Consider the following 21,989-nt stretch of genomic DNA (forward strand, 5'->3'; position numbering starts at 1 on the left):
TTTAATCGCTCGAGCTCGCAAAAAGCGCAAGCCGGTCGCCGAGATGAACGTAGTGCCCTACATCGACGTGATGTTGGTGCTGCTGGTCATCTTCATGGTGACCGCGCCGATGCTCAATCAGGGCGTGAAAGTTGATCTGCCCAAGGTTTCCAGCGAAGCCTTGCCGCAGGACAACAACACCCAGGTCCTGACCATTTCGATCAAGGCTGACAAGACCTACTACTGGAACCTTGGCAGCGAAGTCGACACCGAGAAGCAACAGGACAGGGCCATGACCCTGCCGCAAATGACTGACGCGGTGACCAAGATCATTCGCGCCGGCACCGAGGGCGGCAAACGCACCCAGGTGTTCATTCGTGGCGACAAGACTGTCGACTACGGCGCCGTCATGGGTGCCATGGGCGGGTTGCAGAAAGCCGGGGTCGGTAACGTTGGTCTGATAACCGAGGCCCCCTGATGCAGCAACAGCGAGAGCCGTCCGCCTCGGAAAGCTACTTCTGGCCCAGTGTTCTGGCGATTGTCCTGCACGTGCTCGTGTTCGGCATGCTGTTCGTCAGTTTTGCCTTTACGCCCGAACTGCCGCCGGCCAAGCCGATTGTCCAGGCGACTCTGTATCAGCTGAAATCGAAAAGTCAGGCAACCACCCAGACCAATCAGAAGATTGCGGGTGAGGCGAAGAAATCCGCCGCGCGCCAGACCGAAGTCGAACAGATGGAACAGAAAAAGATCGAGCAGGAAGCGGTGAAAGCGGCGGAACAAAAGAAAGAGGACGCGGCTCAAAAGGCCGAGGAGGCCAAGAAGGCTGACGAGGCGAAAAAAGCGGACGAAGCGAAAAAGGCTGATGAAGCCAAAAAAGCCGACGACGCGAAGAAAGCCGAAGCGAAGAAGGCCGAAGAGAAACAATTGGCTGATATAGCCAAGAAGAAGGCTGAAGACGAAGCGAAAAAGGCTGCTGAGGAAGAGGCGAAGAAAGCCGCTGCCGAAGAAGCCAAGAAAAAGATCGTCGAAGACGCGAAAAAGAAAGCCGCCGAAGACGCCAAGAAGAAAGCTGAAGCTGAAGAGGCGAAGAAGAAAGTCGCCGAAGACGCGAAGAAGAAAGCTGCCGCCGATGCTGCGAAGAAGAAAGCGCAGGAAGCGGCACGTAAATCCGCTGAAGACAAAAAGGCTCAGGCCCTGGCAGATCTGCTTTCCGACACGCCGCAGCGCCAGCAGGCCTTGGCCGATGAGCAGGGTGACGAAGTCGCCGGCAGTTTCGATGACCTGATTCGCGCTCGCGCAGCAGAAGGCTGGGCTCGTCCTCCTTCGGCGCGCAAAGGCATGACGGTCGTGCTGCAAATCGGCATGTTGCCGGACGGTACGGTGACTTCGGTCACCGTGGCCAAGTCCAGTGGTGACGGTCCGTTCGATGCCTCGGCAGTTGCGGCAGTGAAGAATATTGGACGTTTGACAGAAATGCAGGGAATGAAGCCGAGCGATTTCGCTCCGTATCGTTCATTCAAGATGACATTCACACCTGAGGATCTAGCCTTGTGAGAAACCTTCTTCGAGGAATGCTGGTCGTGATCTGCTGCATGGCAGGGATCGCGGCGGCAGATGAAAAGAACATTCTGGTCACCAGCGGTAGCGATCGGGCTACTCCGATCGCGGTCGTACCGTTCGGCATGCAGGGCGGCGCGGTGCTGCCTGACGATATGGCGGAAATCATCGGTAACGATTTGCGCAACTCGGGCTATTACTCGCCGATTCCAAAAGCCAACATGATCAGCCAGCCAAGCCAGCCGAGCGAAATCATCTTCCGTGACTGGAAGGCGGTGGGGGCCCAGTACATGATGGTCGGCAGCATCGCTCCGGCAGGCGGTCGCCTGCAGGTGCAGTGGGCACTGTTCAACGTTGCCACCGAACAGAAAGTGGCCGACGGCAGTGTTTCCGGTACTACCGATCAGATTCGCGATATGGCGCACTTCATTTCCGATCAGTCGTTTCAGAAGCTGACCGGTATTGAAGGAGCTTTCTCGACTCGCCTGCTGTACGTAACGGCTGAGCGTTTCTCCGAGAAAAACACCCGATACACCCTGCAACGCTCCGACTATGACGGCGCGCGTGCAGTAACTCTGCTGCAATCGCGCGAGCCGATCCTGTCGCCGCGTTTCGCACCGGATGGCAAGCGAATTGCCTACGTGTCGTTCGAACAGAAGCGTCCGCGCATCTTCATGCAGAACATCGACACCGGTCGCCGCGAGCAGATCACCAACTTCGAAGGCCTCAATGGCGCGCCAGCCTGGTCGCCGGATGGTAACCGCCTGGCGTTCGTGCTGTCGAAAGACGGTAACCCGGACATCTACGTAATGAACCTCGGTTCGCGTCAGATCACCCGTGTGACCTCTGGCCCGGGCATCAACACCGAGCCGTTCTGGGGCAAGGATGGTTCGACCATCTACTTCACCTCGGACCGTGGCGGCAAGCCGCAGATCTATAAAACCAGCGCCAGTGGCGGTGGTGCCGAACGTGTGACGTTCGTTGGCAACTACAACGCCAACCCGAAACTGTCGGCTGATGAAAAGACTTTGGTGATGATTCATCGTCAGGATGGCTTCACCAATTTCAAGGTGGCAGCTCAGGATCTGCAGCGGGGTAGTGTAAAGATCCTCACTGATAGCACTCTGGACGAGTCGCCTACTGTTGCGCCCAACGGCACCATGGTAATCTACGCCACCCGCCAACAGGGCCGGGGAGTCTTGATGCTCGTGTCCATTAATGGACGCGTGAGGCTCCCGCTTCCTACCGCTCAAGGCGAAGTCAGAGAACCGTCCTGGTCCCCTTACCTGAAGTGAGCGGGCGCTACACGTTTTACTTAACACACTGGGGTTCATTAGGAGTTTCACGATGGAAATGCTGAAGTTTGGTAAATTTGCTGCGCTGGCTCTGGCCATGGCTGTAGCTGTAGGTTGCTCGTCCAAAGGCGGCGACAACGCCGGTGAAGGCGCTGTTGATCCAAACGCTGGTTACGGCGCAAACACTGGTGCCGTTGACGGTTCCCTGAGCGAAGAAGCTGCTCTGCGCGCAATCACCACCTTCTACTTCGAATACGACAGCTCGGACCTGAAGCCAGAAGCCATGCGCGCTCTGGACGTTCACGCCAAAGACCTGAAAGCAAACGGCGCTCGCGTTGTTCTGGAAGGCAACACCGACGAACGTGGTACTCGTGAGTACAACATGGCACTGGGCGAGCGTCGTGCGAAAGCCGTTCAGCGCTACCTGGTACTGCAAGGTGTTTCCCCAGCTCAGCTGGAACTGGTTTCCTACGGCGAAGAGCGTCCAGTTGCTACCGGCAACGACGAGCAGTCCTGGGCCCAGAACCGTCGCGTCGAACTGCGTAAGTAATTCGATATGCGAACGTGCCGTCGTGCTGTAACTGTTCTGGCTCTCAGCCTCGCGCCGCTTGCGGCGTGGGCTGCGGTTCCTGTGGTCGATGACAACTCCGGTTATAACAATAGCGGGAGCAGTTATCCGCCTGCGGGTTACGGTACGAACGGCGCCTATGCCGGGGGAGCGGCTTCGGCCCCTGCCTCGGCACAAGGCATGCTGTTCAACCAATTGCAACAGATGCAGGATCAGATCTCGCGCCAACAGGGCGTGATCGAAGAACTGCAGAATCAGGTTGCGCGCATGAAGCAGGAATCCCTGGAGCGATACCAGGATCTTGATCGGCGCATAGGATCCGGCGTTGCACCAGCCGCGACTCCCGAGAATTCTTCTGCCGGTGGCGATGCAAGTGTTGCTGCCGGTGCTGCCGCAGGTGCCGCTTCGGCGTCCCAAGCCCCTGCTGCGGGTAGCGAACCGGCTGATCCGGCCAAGGAAAAGCTGTATTACGATGCCGCTTTCGACCTGATCAAAGCCAAGGATTTCGACAAGGCCAGCCAGGCCTTCGCGGCTTTCCTGCGCAAATACCCGAACAGCCAATATGCGGGCAACGCCCAGTACTGGTTGGGCGAAGTGAACCTGGCCAAAGGCGATCTGCAGGGTGCAGGTCAGGCATTTGCCAAGGTTTCGCAGCTGTATCCCAAGCACAACAAGGTGCCGGATTCGCTGTACAAGCTGGCTGACGTAGAGCGCCGCCTCGGTCACACCGACAAGGTCAAAGGCATTCTGCAGCAGGTGGTGTCCCAATATCCGGGTACGTCCGCCGCACAGCTGGCTCAGCGTGATCTGCAGCGCATGTAAGCCTGTTTATCCGTGTTTTGAAGAAACCCGCGCTAGTCGCGGGTTTTTTCGTTAGAATTCACGCCCTTTTTCTGAAACACGCTTCTTGCGGTCTACGCGTTGGCGGGATTGCCTGAAGTGCCTGACGGAGGCGGACAGCCTGTTTAGCTGTTACGCCCGTGGCGACTATGCAAGACACATTGAGAATCACCGAAGTTTTCTACTCGTTGCAGGGGGAAACTCGGACTGCCGGGCTGCCCACAGTTTTCGTGCGCCTGACCGGTTGCCCGTTGCGTTGCCAATACTGCGACAGCGCTTATGCGTTCAGCGGCGGCACCGTGCGCACCCTCGACGATATTCTTGAGCAAGTGGCCGGATATCGTCCGCGCTACGTCTGTGTCACCGGCGGTGAGCCGCTGGCCCAGCCGAACGCCATCCCTTTGCTTGAACGGTTATGTAATGCCGGATACGAGGTCTCGCTGGAAACCAGCGGCGCCCTCGACGTTTCGGCCGTCGATCCGCGAGTCAGTCGCGTAGTCGATCTGAAAACGCCGGGCTCGAAAGAAGCTCATCGCAACCGTTACGAGAACATCGAACTGCTGACCCGCAACGATCAGGTGAAGTTTGTCATCTGCTCGCGCGAGGACTATGACTGGGCGGTTTCCAAGCTGATCCAGTACGGTCTTGATCAGCGCGCCGGCGAAGTGCTGTTTTCGCCAAGTCACCACGACCTGAATGCTCGGGAGCTGGCTGACTGGGTGGTGGCGGACAATCTGCCGGTACGCCTGCAATTGCAGCTGCATAAATATCTTTGGAACGACGAGCCAGGACGCTGAAATGAATCAACTACTGAACACTACCGAAAAACGCGCAGTCATCCTGCTGTCCGGCGGCCTCGACTCGGCGACTGTCGTGGCGATGGCTCGCGCTGAAGGCTACGCCTGCTACACCATGAGCTTCGATTACGGCCAGCGCTCGCATGCCGAATTGCACGCCGCCGCCCGCGTTGCGCGCGATCTGGGTGTGGTCGAGCACAAGGTTATCGGGCTGAATCTCAATGGCATGGGCGGCTCGGCGCTGACCGACACCAGCATCGATATTCCGGAAGAGCTGGGCGAAGGCATTCCGGTGACTTACGTGCCGGCGCGCAACACTGTGTTCCTGTCGTTGGCATTGGGTTGGGCGGAAGTGCTCGGCGCACGGGATATCTTTATTGGCGTGAATGCGGTGGATTATTCCGGTTACCCGGATTGCCGCCCGGAGTTCATCGAGTCGTTCGAGCGCATGGCCAATCTGGCAACCAAGGCGGGCGTTGAAGGCAACGGCTTCCGCATTCAGGCGCCACTGCAGAACCTGAGCAAGGCGCAGATCGTCCAGGCCGGCGTGAAGCTCGGCGTTGATTATGGCCTGACCGTTTCCTGCTATCAGGCAGACGATGACGGCCGCGCTTGCGGCAAATGCGACAGCTGCCGCCTGCGTGCTGAAGGCTTTGCGGCGGCGGGTGTGAGCGATCCAACTCCTTATTTTTGATCTTTTTCAAAAAAGGTGTTGAATAGTCCTTAAAAATCAGTATTATACGCGCCACCACACAGCGGGTCGTTAGCTCAGTTGGTAGAGCAGTTGGCTTTTAACCAATTGGTCGTAGGTTCGAATCCCACACGACCCACCATATTTGGCGGTTTAGAAAATCCGGAAGGCCCACGAAAGTGAGGATTTCCGGGTTTTTTTTTGCCTGCAATTCTGACCTCCGTTTTTCTCCGTCGCCCAACCTGACACAGGTCAGAATCATCTTTTGTATCAACGGGATATTCTGTAGCCTTGCGCAACTTCAACGCTGTCCGTGCCTGATGATACTCACTCTCCCGGCGGTACCCTCTAGCGGTCCGGAGCCGGGTGTATACTCGACTTTCGCGCGAATGCGCCTGCAGGTCTTGCGAACATGACGCAGATTTCCGAACGCCTTCTGGTTCAAGCCCACCTCGATGCCAAACAGCCCAAACCGCTGACGGCAGAGGAGGAGGCTTACTACCGTTCCGCCATCGCCGCCGAGCTCAAGGCTCAGGACGCGGTGCTTGTGGCCCACTTCTATTGCGATCCGGTGATTCAGGCCTTGGCCGAAGAAACCGGCGGCTGTGTTTCCGATTCCCTTGAAATGGCTCGCTTCGGCAATGCCCATCCGGCCAAGACCGTAGTGGTCGCCGGCGTGAAGTTCATGGGCGAGACGGCAAAAATTCTCAACCCGGAAAAACGCGTGCTGATGCCAACGCTGGAGGCAACCTGCTCTCTGGACCTTGGTTGCCCGGTCGACGAGTTCTCGGCGTTCTGCGATCAGCATCCGGAGCGTACCGTGGTGGTCTACGCCAACACCTCTGCAGCGGTAAAGGCGCGTGCCGACTGGGTGGTGACTTCGAGCTGCGCACTGGAAATCGTCGAAAGCCTGATGGACAACGGCGAGACGATCATCTGGGGCCCGGACAAGCACCTGGGCACTTACATTCAGCGCAAGACCGGTGCCGACATGCTGCTGTGGGACGGTGCCTGCATCGTTCACGAAGAGTTCAAATCCAAGCAGCTTGAAGACATGAAAGCGCTGTACCCGGACGCGGCGATTCTGGTGCACCCGGAGTCGCCGACTTCGGTGATCGAACTGGCCGATGCCGTCGGCTCGACCAGTCAGTTGATTGCCGCCGCGCAAAGCCTGCCGAACAAGACCCTGATCGTCGCTACCGACCGTGGCATCTTCTACAAGATGCAGCAGTTGTGCCCGGACAAGGTCTTCATCGAGGCGCCGACCGCCGGTAACGGCGCGGCATGCCGCAGTTGCGCACATTGCCCGTGGATGGCCATGAACACCCTTGAGCGCACGCTGAAGAGCTTGAAGGAAGGCACGAACGAGATCTTCGTTGACCCGGCGTTGATCCCGCAGGCGATTCGACCGTTGAAGCGAATGCTGGATTTCACCCAGGCAGCACGGATGAAACTGGCCGGTAACGCCTGATTTTCAGGCAACGCAAGTCAGATGTGGGAGCGGGCCTGCTGGCGAAAGCGGTGTATCAGTCACCATTGAAATGACTGATACGGCGCCTTCGCGAGCAAGCCCGCTCCCACATTGGTATTCGCTGTCTGGAAATTATTTACTCTTCTTCGGGATCCGCACCACGCGGGTATCTGAATAGATGTCATGCCAGGTGCGCTTCTGCTTGTCATACAGCGACCAGAAGAACCCCAGCCCCGCGCACAGCCACGACGCGATCGACACCATAAAGCGCAATAGCGCCTGCCACAGGCTGATCGCCGTGCCATTGGCGTTCTGCACGCGAATGCCCCACACCTGCATGCCGAGTGTCTGCCCGCCATGGGTCCAGAACTTGGCGAAGAAACCGAACAGCACCAACAGCAGCACCGTGGAGTAGAGCGGGTCGCCATCGAGCTGGCCGGCATCGGTCATCGCCCGCAGACGTTCTTCGCCAATGATCGCGGCCTGGATCAGTTTGTAAACGAAGCCAGTGACGATCAGCAGTGCGGTACACAATAGAAAATCATAGAACATCGCGGCCAGACGGCGGCCGAGGCCAACAGCAGGAAAGTCGCCCTGTGGGGTGAGCAGGTTTTTCGACATGGCAGCCTCTGAGCGCGAAAGGAAATGGCATTTTACGGACTCGCGCGCACAAAAAAGCCCCTGATATCAATATCAGGGGCTTTTTCGTAGCAGAAATCAGGCTTCAGCTTGTACTTCGTCAGCCTGCATGCCTTTCTGACCTTGCACAGCAACGAAAGTCACTTTCTGGCCTTCTTTCAGGCTTTTGAAGCCGTTGCCCTGAATGGCGCGGAAATGTACGAACAGATCCGGACCGCTTTCTGGAGTGATAAAACCAAAACCTTTCTCGTCGTTAAACCACTTGACGGTACCGCTCTGACGTGTGGACATTTCTTATTTCCTTTGACGCATAAATTGATGACAGCCCCTTTCACATGAAAGAGTACTGGAGCTGGTTGCAAGGAGTAAGAAGACGTCGAGCGGGATGTAGCTAACTTGTAGGCTACTGCCCAGGTCACGATTCCAAGCTGACCCATGCAAACACAGTGGACAAACTCTACGCCAACTACGGGAGAAAAAACAAGCCCTGCGAAGGGCCCGGTTTCACTGCGCTTCATGGCAGTTTGTCAGTTCACTAGTGCGTTCTTAGATGAATGTAGGGTTCTATTTTTTTCAAAAGTTATAAGCAACGTTCATATACGAAACAGATGTAAAAAAACGCACTGTTTTATGGCGATTGCGTTACACATTAGTGCATGCATGACGCAATCGCGTTACTTATAGAAACAGTCGATCAGCCGCGATAGTAGCGTTGTGGAACAAATGGCATTTTGCTTACAAGCATTTGCACCTTTTTCCCACGTACGATGGCCCATACCGGTGTTTCGAGCGCAACGTAAGCGCTGTCGAGATAACCCATCGCCAATGGCCCGCCCAAGGTCGGACCGAAGCCGCCACTGCAGACATTACCGATGATTTCGCCAGCCTCGTTGACGATCTCTGCACCTTCGCGCACTGGAGTACGTTCCTGTGGCAGCAGGCCGACGCGTTTGCGTGCGACGCCATTTTGTTGCTGCGCGAAAATGTGCTCTGCGCCCGGAAAGCCGCCGGGCCGGGCGCCGTCGGCGCGGCGTGGCCTGGAGATCGCCCAGAGCAGGCTGGCTTCGATCGGCGTGGTCTCGGTGTTCATGTCATGGCCATACAGGCACAGACCGGCTTCCAGACGCAGCGAGTCGCGGGCGCCGAGGCCGATGGCCTGAACTTCTGACTCGGCGAGCAAGGCTCGGGCGAGTTTTTCCGCTTCAGCGGCCGGTACCGAGATTTCGAAGCCGTCTTCACCGGTATAGCCCGAACGACTGACAAAGCAATCAACGCCGAGCAGCGTCACGCGTTGGAACTGCATAAAAGTCATCTTCGCCACGTCCGGCGCAAGACGCGCCAGCACCGTAACGGCTGCCGGACCTTGCAAGGCGAGCAGGGCGCGCTCTTCGAACAGCGCCGTAATGGTGCACTGATCGCCGATGTGTTGTTGCAGATGCGCGAGATCCTGATCCTTGCAGGCGGCATTGACCACCAGGAACAGTTCGTCGTTGCCAAGGTTGGCGACCATCAGGTCGTCGAGAACGCCGCCGGTTTCGTTGGTGAACATCGCATAACGCTGCATGCCTACCGGCAGGTCGATGATGTCCACCGGCACCAGAGTTTCCAGGGCTTTGGCAGAATCGGCGCCGGTCAGGCGGATCTGGCCCATGTGCGATACGTCGAACAACCCGGCCTGTTCGCGGGTGTGCTGGTGTTCTTTCATCACGCCGAGCGGGTATTGCACGGGCATGTCGTAGCCGGCGAACGGCACCATGCGTGCGCCGAGTTCGAGGTGAAGTGCGTGCAGCGGGGTTTTCGACAGGTGTTCGGTGGTCATGCGGGACTCCTTGATTCATCCCAATCCTCTCCTGCAGGGAGAGGGGGCTAATTAGCATTCGATAATGTTGACTGCCAAACCGCCACGGGCGGTTTCCTTGTATTTGCTTTTCATGTCGGCGCCGGTCTGGCGCATGGTGCGGATGACTTTGTCGAGGGAAACAAAATGCTGGCCGTCGCCGCGCATGGCCATGCGCACCGCATTAATGGCTTTCACCGAACCCATCGCGTTGCGCTCGATGCAAGGTACCTGCACCAGGCCACCGATCGGGTCGCAGGTCAGGCCGAGGTTGTGTTCCATGCCGATTTCCGCAGCGTTCTCGACTTGCTGAACGCTGCCGCCAAGCACTTCGCACAGGGCGCCGGCCGCCATGGAGCAGGCCACACCGACTTCACCCTGACAACCGACTTCGGCGCCGGAGATCGACGCGTTTTCCTTGTAAAGAATGCCGATGGCCGCAGCAGTCAGGAGAAAACGTACGACGCCGTCGTCATTCGCCCCGGGGATAAAACGCATGTAGTAATGCAGCACCGCCGGAATGATCCCCGCCGCGCCATTGGTGGGCGCAGTCACCACGCGGCCGCCGTTGGCGTTTTCCTCGTTGACCGCCAATGCATAAAGGTTGACCCAGTCGAGCACGGACAGCGGGTCACGCAATGCTGATTCCGGGTTTTTACACAGCTGCCGATGCAGCGCTGCGGCCCGACGTTTCACTTTCAGGCCACCGGGCAAAATACCTTCGTTGCGGCATCCTGCGGCGACGCAATCCTGCATGACCTGCCAGATCTTCAGCAGCCCGGCGCGAGTCTCTGCTTCCGGGCGCCAAGCGCTTTCGTTGGTCAGCATCACCTGGCTGATCGACAAACCGTAGGTGCTGCAATGGCCAAGCAAGTCCTTGGCACTTTTGAACGGGAAGGTCAGTGGCGTGGCATCTTCGACGATGCGGTCGGCACCGGCCGCATCCTCATCGACGACAAAACCACCGCCCACCGAGTAGTACTCACGGCTGCGAACCTGCAGCCCCGCCGCATCGAAGGCGCGAAAGATCATGCCGTTGGGGTGGTAGGCCAACGGTTTGCGAATCATGGCCAGATGCTCTTTCTCGTTGAAGGCGATGCTGTGCTCGCCCAGCAAATTCAGTCGGCCGTTGCCGCGAATCTCCTGCAGGCGCGCCGCGACAGTTTCAGTGTCGACGGTGTCCGGGTGCTCGCCTTCGAGGCCGAGCAACACGGCCTTGTCGCTGCCATGTCCCTTGCCGGTGGCGCCGAGCGAACCGTACAGCTCGACGCGCACGCTGGCAGTGGCGGTCAGCAGGTTTTCACGGCGCAAACCTTCGACGAACCGCGCCGCCGCCCGCATCGGGCCGACGGTGTGGGAGCTGGAGGGGCCGATGCCAATCTTGAACAGGTCGAACACGCTTAACGACATGAGTGTTTCTCCGGTTTCTTGTTATGGGAATTGGCGCAAGCATTAGGCTGGGTACAGATCTGCGGTGGGAGCGGGCTTGCTCGCGAATGCGGTGTATCAGTCGCCATCAATATTGCATGACACACCGTATTCGCGAGCAAGCCCGCTCCCACATTTGGATCTGCGGTGTTGCTGAAAATCGGGGCAGGCAAACCCGCCCCTCATTCCCTTAAGCGTAGCTTTCGATCGACGGGCAGGCGCAGACCAGGTTGCGATCACCAAAGACGTTGTCGACACGACCGACCGGTGGCCAGTATTTGCCTTCAACCAGCGACGCCACCGGGTACACCGCTTGCTCACGGCTGTATGGATGAGTCCATTCGCCCACCAGTTCCGCTGCGGTGTGCGGGGCGTTTTTCAGTGGGTTGTCGTCCTTGTCCAGCGTGCCGTTTTCCACTGCGCGGATTTCTTCGCGGATGCGGATCATCGCGTCGCAGAAGCGGTCCAGTTCTTCTTTGGATTCGCTTTCGGTCGGCTCGATCATCAGCGTGCCAGCGACCGGGAACGACATGGTCGGGGCGTGGAAACCGAAGTCGATCAGGCGCTTGGCGACGTCATCAACGCTGATGCCGCTGCTGTCTTTGAGTGGACGCAGATCGAGGATGCACTCGTGCGCCACCAGGCCGTTGCTGCCGGTGTACAGCACCGGATAGTGCTCTTCGAGGCGACGGGAAATGTAGTTGGCATTGAGAATCGCCAGTTGCGAAGCGCGCTTCAGACCGGCGCCGCCCATCATGCGGATGTACATCCAGGTGATCGGCAGAATGCTCGCGCTGCCGAACGGTGCCGCGCAAACTGCGCCTTCCTTGCGTTCCATCTGGCCGTGGCCCGGCAGGAAAGGGGTCAGGTGCGACTTGACGCCAATCGGGCCGACGCCCGGGCCGCCACCGCCGTGAGGAATGCAGAAGGTTTTGTGCAGGTTCAGGTGCGAGACGTCGCCGCCGAACTTGCCCGGTGCGCAGAGACCGACCATGGCGTTCATGTTGGCGCCGTCGATGTACACCTGGCCGCCGTTGTCGTGAATGATCGCGCAGATTTCGCGGATGCCTTCTTCGAACACGCCGTGGGTCGACGGGTAGGTGATCATCAGTGCGGCGAGGTGTTCGCGGTGCTCGAGGGCTTTGGCGCGCAGGTCCTCAATGTCGACATTGCCACGGGCATCGCAAGCGGTGACCACGACGCGCATACCAGCCATTTGCGCGGTGGCAGGGTTGGTGCCGTGGGCCGACGACGGGATCAGGCAGATGTCGCGGCGTTCATCACCACGGCTCTGGTGGTAGGCGCGGATCGCCAGGAGACCTGCGTATTCACCTTGCGAACCGGCGTTCGGCTGCAGCGAGATCGAGTCGTAACCGGTGGCGGCGCAGAGCATCGCTTCCAGTTCATCGGTCAGTTGCTGATAGCCAGCGCTTTGCGCGGCCGGGGCGAACGGGTGCAGCGCGCCGAACTCGGCCCAGGTCACCGGGATCATTTCGCTGGCGGCGTTAAGTTTCATGGTGCACGAGCCCAGCGGGATCATGGTGCGATCCAGCGCCAGGTCTTTGTCCGCCAGTTTGCGCAGGTAGCGCATCAGCTCGGTTTCCGAGTGATAACGGTTGAACACCGGGTGGCTGAGGATTGGCGACTGGCGAACCAGCGAGGCAGGAATGGTGCTCTGCACCGAAGCGGCCAGCGCGGTGAAATCCGGCAGGGTCTTGCCGTCAGCGAACAGGCTCCACAGGGCTTCGATATCGGCTTGCGTGGTGGTTTCGTCGACCGACAGGCCCAGACGTTCGGCATCAATGACGCGCAGGTTGATCTGCGCAGCGTGAGCCTTCTCGTGCAGCGCGGCGGTGTTCGCGCCGGTGGCTACGGTCAGGGTGTCGAAGAAGCTTTGCTGTTCAACGCTCAGGCCCAGCGCGGTCAGGCCCTTGGCCAGAATCGCGGTCAAGTGATGCACGCGGTTGGCGATCTGGGTCAGGCCTTTCGGGCCGTGATACACGGCGTACATGCTGGCGATGTTGGCCAGCAGCACCTGCGCGGTGCAGATGTTCGAAGTGGCCTTCTCGCGACGGATATGTTGCTCGCGAGTCTGCATTGCCAGACGCAGGGCTGGCTTGCCGAAACGGTCAACCGAGACACCGACCAGCCGGCCCGGCATGTCGCGTTTGAACGCATCTTTGGTGGAGAAATAAGCAGCGTGCGGGCCACCGAAGCCCAGCGGCACGCCGAAGCGTTGCGCCGAACCGATGGCGACGTCAGCGCCGAACTCGCCCGGCGCGGTCAGCAGCGTCAGGGCCAGCAGGTCTGCGGCGACGGCGACCAAGGCGTTGGCGGCGTGGAAGCGCTCGGTCAGCTCGCGGTAGTCGAACACATCACCGTTGCTCGCCGGGTATTGCAGCAGCGCGCCGAAGAATGGCGTCACGTCAGTCAGTTCGCGTTCATCGCCCACGACCACGTCGATGCCCAGGGGCTCGGCACGGGTGCGCAGCACGTCGAGGGTTTGCGGGTGGCTGTGGATGGAGGCGAAGAACTGGTGGCTGCCCTTGTTCTTGCTCAGGCGTTTGCAGAAAGTCATGGCTTCGGCAGCAGCGGTGGCTTCGTCGAGCAGGGATGCGTTGGCGATCGGCAGGCCGGTGAGGTCGCTGATCATTGTCTGGAAATTCAGCAGCGCTTCGAGACGGCCCTGGGAAATTTCCGGTTGGTACGGCGTGTAAGCGGTGTACCAGGCAGGGTTTTCCAGCAGGTTGCGCAGAATCGGCGACGGCGTGTGGCAGTTGTAATAGCCCTGGCCGATGTAGGTTTTGAACAGCTGATTCTTGCCGGCGATGGACTTGATCATCGCCAGGGCATCGGCTTCGCTGAGGCCGTCGTCCATGCCGAGCACGCTGGTGCCCTTGATGCTTTCCGGAATGACGCTGGCGCTCAGGGCTTCAAGTGAATCGAAGCCGAGGCTGTTGAGCATCGCTTGCTCGTCACCGGCGCGCGGGCCGATGTGACGGGCGATGAATTCGTTGGCGGTGCCGAGATTGATGGCGGTCATGGCGTATTTCCTCAGGCTTCGGCTTGGGCTTTGATCAGACGGTCGTAGGCATCCTGATCGAGCAGTTTGCCGACAGCGGCGGCGTCGCTTGGCTGGAAGCGGAAGAACCAGCCTTCGCCCAGCGGATCTTCGTTGACCAGCTCCGGAGCGTCTTGCAGCGCCGGGTTGACTTCCAGCACGTCGCCATCGAGCGGCATGTACACGCCGCTGGCGGCTTTCACCGATTCCACGGTGGCGGCTTCAGCGCCTTTTTCGTAAGCCTGCAGCTCAGGCAGTTGCACGAACACCACGTCGCCCAGGGCGTTCTGCGCGAAAGCGGTGATGCCAACAGTGACACTGCCGTCGGCTTCGGTGCGCAGCCATTCGTGATCTTCAGTAAAACGCAACTCGCTCATGGAAACTCCTCAGGGGGCCAGACTCGTCCGGTGGACGCGGTGGAAAGCTTTGGGGCGGGAAGCCCTTTATAGATGAAGAGTCAGGTAGCAAGAATGCGGCCAAGGTTGATTTATCTATATAAATCAATAACTTGATGGATTTTGTAATTTTCAGGCTTGTGTGCGGTGTAGCGAAATCGCTACAGCTTGGGGCGGGGAAAAAAGCTGAGCGGGATCAAAGCGTTGCACAGCGCTGGTCATAGGCGGGTGTAGCGATATCGTTCCGCTGTAGCGCTTTCGGTACAGTGGAGGTCGCTTTTGAACAAATTTCAAACCCCTGTGGGAGCGTTCGGCTTACGGTTTATTGGGAATGCCGTATTTGCGCAATCGATGGGCGATGGCGGTGTGTGAGGTTTGCAAGCGGCTCGCCAGTTGCCGGGTCGAGGGGTAGCTGACGTAGAGCTTTTCCAGCAGTTCTCTTTCGAACGATTCAACCGCCTGTTCGAGGCTTTCAACGTCGGAGTCGGCCTGCCGAGCCACCGAGGTGCCGGCGATGTCGAGGTCACCGATATCGACCAGGCTGCTCTCGCAAATCGCCGCGGCACGGAAAATCACGTTCTGCAATTGCCGCACATTGCCCGGCCAGCGATTGCCGAGCAGCGCCGGATACGTCCCCGGAGCCAGGCGACAGACCGGGCGCTGGATCTGTGCACAGGCCTGCTGCATGAAATACCGCGCCAGCAGCAGAATGTCCTGACCACGTTCACGCAGCGGTGGCACTTCGACGTTTAGCACGTTGAGGCGGTAGAACAGGTCTTCGCGGAACAGGCCTTCGCTGACCATTTTCTCCAGATCGCGATGGGTCGCGCTGAGGATGCGCACGTTGACCTTTACTTCGCGATCACCGCCCACACGGCGGAAGCTGCCGTCGTTGAGAAAACGCAGCAATTTAGCCTGCAAGTACGGTGACATCTCGCCGATCTCATCGAGAAAGACCGTGCCCTGGTTGGCCAGCTCCATCAGCCCCGGTTTACCGCCGCGCGCCGCGCCAGTGAAGGCACCAGGGGCGTAGCCAAACAGTTCGCTTTCGGCAAGGTTTTCCGGCAGTGCCGCGCAGTTGAGTGCGAGAAACGGAGCGCTGTGCCGCGCACTGATGGCGTGGCAGGCGCGAGCCACCAGTTCTTTGCCGGTGCCGGTCTCGCCTTGGATCAACAACGGCGCATCAAGGGCCGCGACCCGTTGCGCACGGGCCTTGAGTGTGCGAATCGCCGGGGACTCGCCGAGCAGGGCGTCGAAGCCTTCGGCGTGATCATGATGCAGTGCCGATAGCTGTTCGCCGATGCGGTTCGGTTGATAGAGAGTCAGCAGGGCGCCGGCGTCGGTGATCGGCGTGGCGTCGAGTAACAGGGTCTGGCCGTTGACGGTGATCTCGCGCAGCGGCAGGCGAAAGCCCTGTTCGAGCAGCGTGTCGAGCAGTGCCGGATCGTTGAACAATTGCGCGACACTTTCCCCGGCCGGTTCGCGACCGTACAAGGCAATCAGCGCCGGGTTGGCCAGCAGCACCTTGCCGGCGCTGTCGAGGGCCAGCACCGGGTCGGTCATCGCCGCGAGCAACGCATCGAGCTGCAAGTGCCGACGCTGGCCAGGCAGGATATCGACCACGGTCACCGCTTCCACGCCAAGTACGCGAAACAGCGCATCTTTGAGTTCTTCGAGCACTTGCGGGCTGAGGGTCGGCGCGTCGATGTAGACGTTCGGCGGGATCATCTCCACCGCATCCAGATTGAGATTGCGCCCACCGAGGATAGCCAGGACTTCCTGGGTGATGCCGACGCGGTCGATGAAGCTGACGTGGATACGCATGGGGCGGTTCAGTGATCTGCAGTGCGGAGGGGGGCAAGTATGCCTTGGGGCGGGCTAATGATGAAATCTGCGGCGACTTTCGTCACAACACAATGCTCTGTGGGAGCGGGCTTGCTCGCGAAGGCGGTGTGTCAGTCGATATTTTCGTTACTGATACACCGACTTCGCGAGCAAGCCCGCTCCCACAGGAGGTTGTGGTGGACTCGGGTTATTCGAAATGCTCGGGATTGACCGGATCCCCGGAGTGCATATTCAACTTCTGCCGAATGTCTTCAAACATCAGGTCGTAGTGCTTGTGCACCGAGCCGATCTGGCTGTGGGTCTTGGGAATTCCGTATTTCTCGGCAATGCGCGTGACATCGCGGGCGAAGTTGTAGGCCTCTTCCTTGGGCAGGAAAAACGTCTCCTTCATGTCCTTGCCCTGCATGCTGCCGTGCAGGATGAACTGAATCCCCTTGCCTTTCTGCGGGTCGGTGAACACTTCATAGTCGAGGCTGACGTTGTAATTGACGTCATCATCGGTCAACGCGTGCCGCTCGATGTGCAGATGACCGGGTTCGAACTGGGCCATTGAGCTACTCCTTTCAAGGCATGGGAGCGAAGCAGGCCTTGAGCCTGCTCCGGTGTTTATTGTTATCGGTAGCTGATCCCCGGCTTCGCCGTGCTGACCCGCGTACCGGCGGTGCCCTGAACGATGGCTTCGATATCGGCCAGCGAACCGATCACCGCAACCTTGCCAGTATGGCGCGCGAATTCGCAGGCTGCCTGCACCTTCGGCCCCATGGAGCCGGCGGCGAAACCGAGGCGTTCGAGTTCGTCCGGGTGCGCTTGGGCGATGGCTTTCTGGGTTGGTTTGCCATAGTCGATAAAAGCCGCGTTGACGTCTGTGGCGATCACCAGCAGGTCGGCTTCCAGTTGCTCGGCGAGCAGCGAGGAGCACAGATCCTTGTCGATCACCGCCTCAATCCCTTTGAGATTGCGGTTCTCGTCGTACATGGTCGGAATCCCGCCACCCCCGGCGCAGATCACGATGCTGCCCTTGTCGAGCAGCCACTTGATCGGGCGGATTTCGAAGATGCGTTTCGGCCGCGGACTGGCGACCACACGACGGTATTTGTCGCCGTCCGGGGCAATTGCCCAGCCTTTCTCGGCAGCGAGTTTTCCTGCTTCGGCCTTGTCGTAAACCGGGCCGATCGGCTTGGTCGGGTTCTTGAACGCCGGGTCGTTGGCGTCGACTTCGACCTGGGTCAGCAAGGTGGCGAACGGCACTTCGAAGTCGAGCAGGTTGCCCAGTTCCTGTTCGATGATGTAGCCGATCATGCCTTCGGTTTCGGCGCCGAGCACGTCCAGCGGGTACGGGGTGACGGACGTGTAGGCTGCCGCTTGCAATGACAGCAGGCCGACTTGCGGGCCATTGCCGTGGGCGATGACCAGTTGGTTGCCGGGATGGATCTTGGCGATTTGCTCGGTGGCGATGCGGATGTTGGCGCGCTGGTTGTCAGCGGTCATCGGCTCACCACGGCGGAGCAGGGCGTTACCGCCCAGGGCTACGACGATACGCATGGTGCATGTCCTTTTCGTATTGATCGTTCCCACGTTCTGCGTGGGAATGCCGCCACGGACGCTCTGCGTGCGCTGTGACGCAGAGCGTCACGGGATGCATTCCCACGCGGAGCGTGGGAACGATCATCTTCAGCCAGTTAGAGATCAGCCAGGGTCGAGACCAGAATCGCCTTGATCGTGTGCATGCGGTTTTCCGCTTGCTCGAAGGCGATGCAGGCCGGCGACTCGAACACGTCGTCGGTCACTTCGATGCCGTTTTTCAGGTGCGGATACTGCTCGGCAATCTGCTTGCCGACTTTGGTATCGCTGTTGTGGAAGGCCGGCAGGCAATGCATGAACTTGGTGCGCGGGTTGCCGGTGGCTTTCATCAGCTCGGCGTTGACCTGATACGGCAGCAGTTGCTGAATGCGCTCGGCCCAGGCCTCGACCGGTTCGCCCATCGATACCCAGACGTCGGTGTGAATGAAGTCAACGCCTTTGACCGCTTCTTTCGGATCTTCGGTGAGGGTGATGCGCGCACCGCTTTCCTCGCCGTACTGTTTGCAGCGCGCCACCAGATCGTCGAGCGGCCACAGCGCTTTCGGCGCGCAAATGCGCACGTCCATGCCCAGTTTGGCGCCGATCAGCAGCAGCGAGTTACCCATGTTGTTGCGCGCGTCGCCCAGGTAGGCGTAGCTGATTTCATGGATCGGCTTGTCGGCGTGTTCACGCATGGTCAGCACGTCGGCGATCATTTGGGTCGGGTGATATTCATCGGTCAGGCCGTTGAACACCGGCACGCCGGCAAACTTGGCCAGTTCCTCGACGATTTCCTGTTTGAAACCACGGTACTCGATCGCGTCGTACATGCGCCCGAGCACGCGGGCGGTGTCCTTCATGCTTTCCTTGTGGCCGATCTGCGAAGAGTTCGGGTCGATGTAGGTGACGTTGGCGCCTTGGTCATAGGCCGCGACTTCGAACGCGCAACGGGTGCGGGTCGAGGTTTTTTCGAAGATCAGGGCGATGTTGTTGCCCTTCAGATGTTGTTGCTCGGTGCCGGTGTATTTCGCGCGTTTCAGATCGCGGGACAGGTCGAGCAGGTAACGCAGCTCACGGGGGGTGTGGTGTTCCAGGCTGAGCAGATTACGGTTGTGAATGTTAAACGCCATGATGATTCTCCTTGGATTCGGTAATCGGCCCGGCCGCTACGGGATAAGTGCGGCCGGGGAGACGGTCGTTTAGTAATCGATCGGGTCGCGGATGATCGGGCAGGTCATGCAGTGGCCGCCGCCACGGCCGCGACCGAGTTCGCCGGCGCTGATGGTGATGACCTCCACGCCAGCCTTGCGCAGCAGGGTGTTGGTGTAAGTGTTGCGGTCGTAACCGATAACCACGCCGGGCTCCATCGCCACCACGTTGTTGCCGTCGTCCCATTGCTCGCGTTCGGCGGCGAAGCTGTTGCCGCCGGTTTCCACCACGCGCAGTTTCGGCAGGTTGAGCGCCGCTGCGACGGTGTCGAGGAAACTGCCTTCCTCGCGGCGGATGTCGATGCCGCCCTGTTTGCTTTCGTCAGGGCGCAGGGTGAAGGCGACGATCTGGTTGACCACTTCCGGGAAGATCGTCACCAGGTCGCGATCGCAGAAGCTGAACACCGTGTCCAGGTGCATCGCTGCGCGGGATTTCGGCAGGCCGGCGACGATGACTTTTTCCACCGCCTTGTTCTTGAACAGGTTCAGCGCCAGTTGGCCGATGGCCTGACGCGATGAGCGTTCGCCCATACCGATCAGCACTACGCCGTTGCCAATCGGCATGACGTCGCCGCCCTCGAGCGTGGAGTTGCCGTGATCCTTGTCCGGGTCGCCGTACCAGATCTCGAATTCGGCGTTGGTGAATTGCGGATGGAATTTATAGATGGCGGTGGTCAGCAGGGTTTCCTGACGGCGCGCCGGCCAGTACATCGGGTTCAACGTCACGCCACCGTAGATCCAGCAAGTGGTGTCGCGGGTGAACTGGGTGTTGGGCAGCGGCGGCAGGATGAAGCTGGAGTGGCCGAGGAAGTCGCGGAACATCTGGATGGTCTTGCCACCGAAGCTGTCCGGCAAATCATCGGCCGAGACGCCGCCAATCAGGAATTCGGCGATGTGTCGTGGCTCGAGGCTTTTCAGCCAGGATTTCACTTCACTGATCAGGCCCAGGCCCACTGAATCGGCCGTCACCTTGCGTTCAAGGATCCAGTCCAGCGCTTCGGGAATGGCGACGATGTCGGTCAGCAGGTTGTGCATTTCCACCACGTCGATGCCGCGCTCGCGCATCTTGGTGACGAAATCGAAGTGGTCGCGCTTGGCCTGCGCCACCCACAGCACGTCGTCGAACAGCAGTTCATCGCAGTTGTTCGGGGTCAGCCGCTGATGGGCCAGACCTGGGGAGCAAACCATGACTTTACGCAGTTTCCCGGCTTCGGAATGGACGCCGTACTTCACTTTTTCCGTGGTCATTTCTGTGTTCCTCCAGATGACAATCAATCAGGGGTTACAGCGTCAGGAAGCCATCGTAGAGACCGTAGGCCGCCACCACGGCGCCTATGACCACTGCGGCGAAAATCAGCTTCTCGACGTTGGTGAAAACCGGTTGTTTGAGTTCCAGCTTGGCCTTGGCGAACAGGATCGCGCCGGGCGCATAGAGCAGGGCCGACAGCAGCAGGTACTTGACCCCGCCGGCGTACAACAACCACACCGCATAGATCAGGGCGATACCGCCGATGATCAGATCCTTGCGTCGCTCGGCGGCAAACCCTTGGTAGCTCTCGCCGCGTACCGCCAGCAGCAGCGCATAGGCCGCCGACCACAGGTACGGCACCAGAATCATCGACGTGGCGAGGTAGATCAGCGACAGGTAAGTGCTGGCCGAAAACAGCGTGATGATCAGGAAGAGCTGCACCATTGCGTTGGTCAGCCACAGGGCGTTGACCGGCACGTGGTTGGCGTTTTCCTTGCGCAGAAACTCCGGCATGGTGTGGTCTTTGGCGGCGGCGAACATGATCTCCGCACACAGCAGCACCCATGACAGCAACGCCCCCAGCAGCGAGATGATCAGGCCGACGCTGATCAACACCGCGCCCCAGTGACCGACCACGTGTTCAAGCACGGCGGCCATCGACGGGTTCTGCAGTTTCGCCAGTTCCGGCTGGGTCATGATGCCCAGCGACAGCACGTTGACCAGCACCAGAAACAGCAGCACGGTGATAAAGCCGATCACGGTGGCCTTGCCGACGTCCGAGCGTTTCTCGGCGCGGGCGGAGAAGATGCTCGCGCCCTCGATGCCGATGAACACCCAGACGGTGACCAGCATCATGTTGCGCACCTGGTTCATGACGCTGCCCAGATCGGGGTTTTTCACGCCCCAGATGTCAGCAGTGAAGATGTCCAGTCTGAATGCGAAGATGGCGATCAGCACGAACAGCACCAGTGGCACGACCTTGGCGACGGTGGTCACCAGGTTGATGAACGCCGCTTCCTTGATCCCGCGCAGCACCAGGAAATGCACGCCCCACAGCAGCAGCGACGCGCCGATCACTGCCGCCGGCGTGTTGCCTTCGCCGAAGATCGGAAAGAAGTAGCCGAGGGTGCTGAACAGCAGAACGAAGTAGCCGACGTTGCCCAGCCAGGCGCTGATCCAGTAACCCCAGGCCGACGAGAAACCCATGTAGTCGCCGAATCCGGCCTTGGCGTAGGCGTAGACACCGCCGTCCAGATCAGGCTTGCGATTGGCGAGGGTCTGAAAGACGAAAGCGAGGGTGAGCATGCCGACGGCGGTGATGGCCCAGCCGATCAGCACGGCACCGACGTCGGCGCTGGCAGCCATGTTTTGTGGCAACGAAAATATCCCGCCGCCAATCATTGAACCGACTACCAGTGCAACCAGTGCACCGAGTCTTAGTTTTCCGGGCGCTTCAGACATTTGCATGACTCCATTGCAGGAAAGGAGAGCTCACAGCCTAATACTGTTGTCTGTTCGAATAGCTGACTTGGATCAGTGCATGGTCACATTCCATTGTTAATGAATGAC

Annotated in this window: 20 protein-coding genes and 1 tRNA gene; 9 read left to right on the plus strand and 12 right to left on the minus strand. The window is 59.4% G+C overall.

Annotation, left to right across the window (positions count from 1 at the left end):
• The first annotated feature begins 4 nt into the window (after positions 1-4).
• From tolR to nadA, 9 genes are all read left to right on the plus strand, one after another.
• Positions 5-457, plus strand: coding sequence for a protein TolR (tolR, locus tag CXF97_RS02230; protein WP_160767866.1), 453 nt, complete (start codon positions 5-7; stop codon positions 455-457).
• A complete protein-coding gene (gene tolA, locus CXF97_RS02235) occupies positions 457-1,533 on the plus strand; it encodes a cell envelope integrity protein TolA (RefSeq protein ID WP_101155750.1) in 1,077 nt (358 codons plus the stop codon). Before tolR ends, tolA begins: the two co-directional genes overlap by 1 nt.
• Positions 1,534-1,550: 17 nt before the next feature.
• Positions 1,551-2,831 carry a Tol-Pal system beta propeller repeat protein TolB gene (tolB, locus tag CXF97_RS02240; protein WP_178081141.1) on the plus strand — a complete coding sequence of 427 codons (1,281 nt, stop codon included), beginning with the start codon at positions 1,551-1,553 and terminating at the stop codon, positions 2,829-2,831.
• Between the two features lie 52 nt (positions 2,832-2,883).
• A complete protein-coding gene (pal, locus tag CXF97_RS02245; RefSeq protein WP_003178634.1) occupies positions 2,884-3,381 on the plus strand; it encodes a peptidoglycan-associated lipoprotein Pal in 498 nt (165 codons plus the stop codon).
• A 6-nt stretch (positions 3,382-3,387) separates the two neighbouring features.
• Positions 3,388-4,221, plus strand: coding sequence for a tol-pal system protein YbgF (gene ybgF / locus CXF97_RS02250; protein WP_101155754.1), 834 nt, complete (start codon positions 3,388-3,390; stop codon positions 4,219-4,221).
• A 167-nt stretch (positions 4,222-4,388) separates the two neighbouring features.
• Positions 4,389-5,036: a 7-carboxy-7-deazaguanine synthase QueE gene (queE, locus tag CXF97_RS02255; protein WP_101155756.1), complete on the plus strand. Its 648-nt coding sequence runs from the start codon at positions 4,389-4,391 to the stop codon at positions 5,034-5,036.
• Between the two features lies 1 nt (position 5,037).
• Positions 5,038-5,730 (plus strand): 7-cyano-7-deazaguanine synthase QueC, encoded by a 693-nt coding sequence (queC, locus tag CXF97_RS02260; protein WP_101155758.1) that lies wholly within the window; start codon positions 5,038-5,040, stop codon positions 5,728-5,730.
• Between the two features lie 63 nt (positions 5,731-5,793).
• Positions 5,794-5,869 (plus strand) — tRNA-Lys (locus CXF97_RS02265).
• A 270-nt stretch (positions 5,870-6,139) separates the two neighbouring features.
• On the plus strand, positions 6,140-7,198 hold the full coding sequence (gene nadA / locus CXF97_RS02270) for a quinolinate synthase NadA (protein WP_016773509.1): 1,059 nt from the start codon (positions 6,140-6,142) through the stop codon (positions 7,196-7,198).
• Between the two features lie 132 nt (positions 7,199-7,330).
• On the opposite strand, the gene CXF97_RS02275 is transcribed toward nadA, so the two are convergent.
• The 12 genes from CXF97_RS02275 to arcD all read right to left on the minus strand — a co-directional run bounded on the left by CXF97_RS02275 (position 7,331) and on the right by arcD (position 21,881).
• A complete protein-coding gene (locus CXF97_RS02275; protein ID WP_101155760.1) occupies positions 7,331-7,819 on the minus strand; it encodes an RDD family protein in 489 nt (162 codons plus the stop codon).
• Positions 7,820-7,915: 96 nt separating this feature from the next.
• Positions 7,916-8,128 (minus strand): cold-shock protein, encoded by a 213-nt coding sequence (locus CXF97_RS02280; protein ID WP_003227496.1) that lies wholly within the window; start codon positions 8,126-8,128, stop codon positions 7,916-7,918.
• Between the two features lie 403 nt (positions 8,129-8,531).
• Positions 8,532-9,656 (minus strand): glycine cleavage system aminomethyltransferase GcvT, encoded by a 1,125-nt coding sequence (gcvT, locus tag CXF97_RS02285; protein ID WP_101155762.1) that lies wholly within the window; start codon positions 9,654-9,656, stop codon positions 8,532-8,534.
• Positions 9,657-9,707: 51 nt separating this feature from the next.
• Positions 9,708-11,084, minus strand: a complete 1,377-nt coding sequence (locus CXF97_RS02290) for an L-serine ammonia-lyase (RefSeq protein ID WP_101155764.1) — start codon at positions 11,082-11,084, stop codon at positions 9,708-9,710.
• A gap of 208 nt (positions 11,085-11,292) precedes the next feature.
• On the minus strand, positions 11,293-14,145 hold the full coding sequence (gcvP, locus tag CXF97_RS02300) for an aminomethyl-transferring glycine dehydrogenase (protein ID WP_101155768.1): 2,853 nt from the start codon (positions 14,143-14,145) through the stop codon (positions 11,293-11,295).
• An 11-nt stretch (positions 14,146-14,156) separates the two neighbouring features.
• Positions 14,157-14,540: a glycine cleavage system protein GcvH gene (gene gcvH, locus CXF97_RS02305; protein ID WP_039758162.1), complete on the minus strand. Its 384-nt coding sequence runs from the start codon at positions 14,538-14,540 to the stop codon at positions 14,157-14,159.
• Positions 14,541-14,873: 333 nt separating this feature from the next.
• A complete protein-coding gene (locus tag CXF97_RS02310) occupies positions 14,874-16,382 on the minus strand; it encodes a sigma-54-dependent transcriptional regulator (protein WP_101155769.1) in 1,509 nt (502 codons plus the stop codon).
• A gap of 208 nt (positions 16,383-16,590) precedes the next feature.
• A complete protein-coding gene (locus tag CXF97_RS02320; RefSeq protein WP_101155773.1) occupies positions 16,591-16,953 on the minus strand; it encodes a DUF5064 family protein in 363 nt (120 codons plus the stop codon).
• Between the two features lie 62 nt (positions 16,954-17,015).
• Positions 17,016-17,945, minus strand: coding sequence for a carbamate kinase (arcC, locus tag CXF97_RS02325; RefSeq protein WP_101155775.1), 930 nt, complete (start codon positions 17,943-17,945; stop codon positions 17,016-17,018).
• 137 nt (positions 17,946-18,082) lie between these two features.
• Positions 18,083-19,093 (minus strand): ornithine carbamoyltransferase, encoded by a 1,011-nt coding sequence (locus CXF97_RS02330; RefSeq protein WP_101155777.1) that lies wholly within the window; start codon positions 19,091-19,093, stop codon positions 18,083-18,085.
• A 69-nt stretch (positions 19,094-19,162) separates the two neighbouring features.
• Positions 19,163-20,419, minus strand: a complete 1,257-nt coding sequence (gene arcA / locus CXF97_RS02335) for an arginine deiminase (RefSeq protein ID WP_101155779.1) — start codon at positions 20,417-20,419, stop codon at positions 19,163-19,165.
• A gap of 34 nt (positions 20,420-20,453) precedes the next feature.
• The gene (gene arcD / locus CXF97_RS02340; protein ID WP_101155781.1) at positions 20,454-21,881 is read right to left on the minus strand and encodes an arginine-ornithine antiporter; all 1,428 of its coding nucleotides are present in this window, start codon (positions 21,879-21,881) and stop codon (positions 20,454-20,456) included.
• Between the last annotated feature and the right edge of the window lie 108 nt (positions 21,882-21,989).

This window comes from Pseudomonas sp. Choline-02u-1 (assembly GCF_002836515.1).
In the GTDB taxonomy this organism is placed as follows: domain Bacteria; phylum Pseudomonadota; class Gammaproteobacteria; order Pseudomonadales; family Pseudomonadaceae; genus Aquipseudomonas.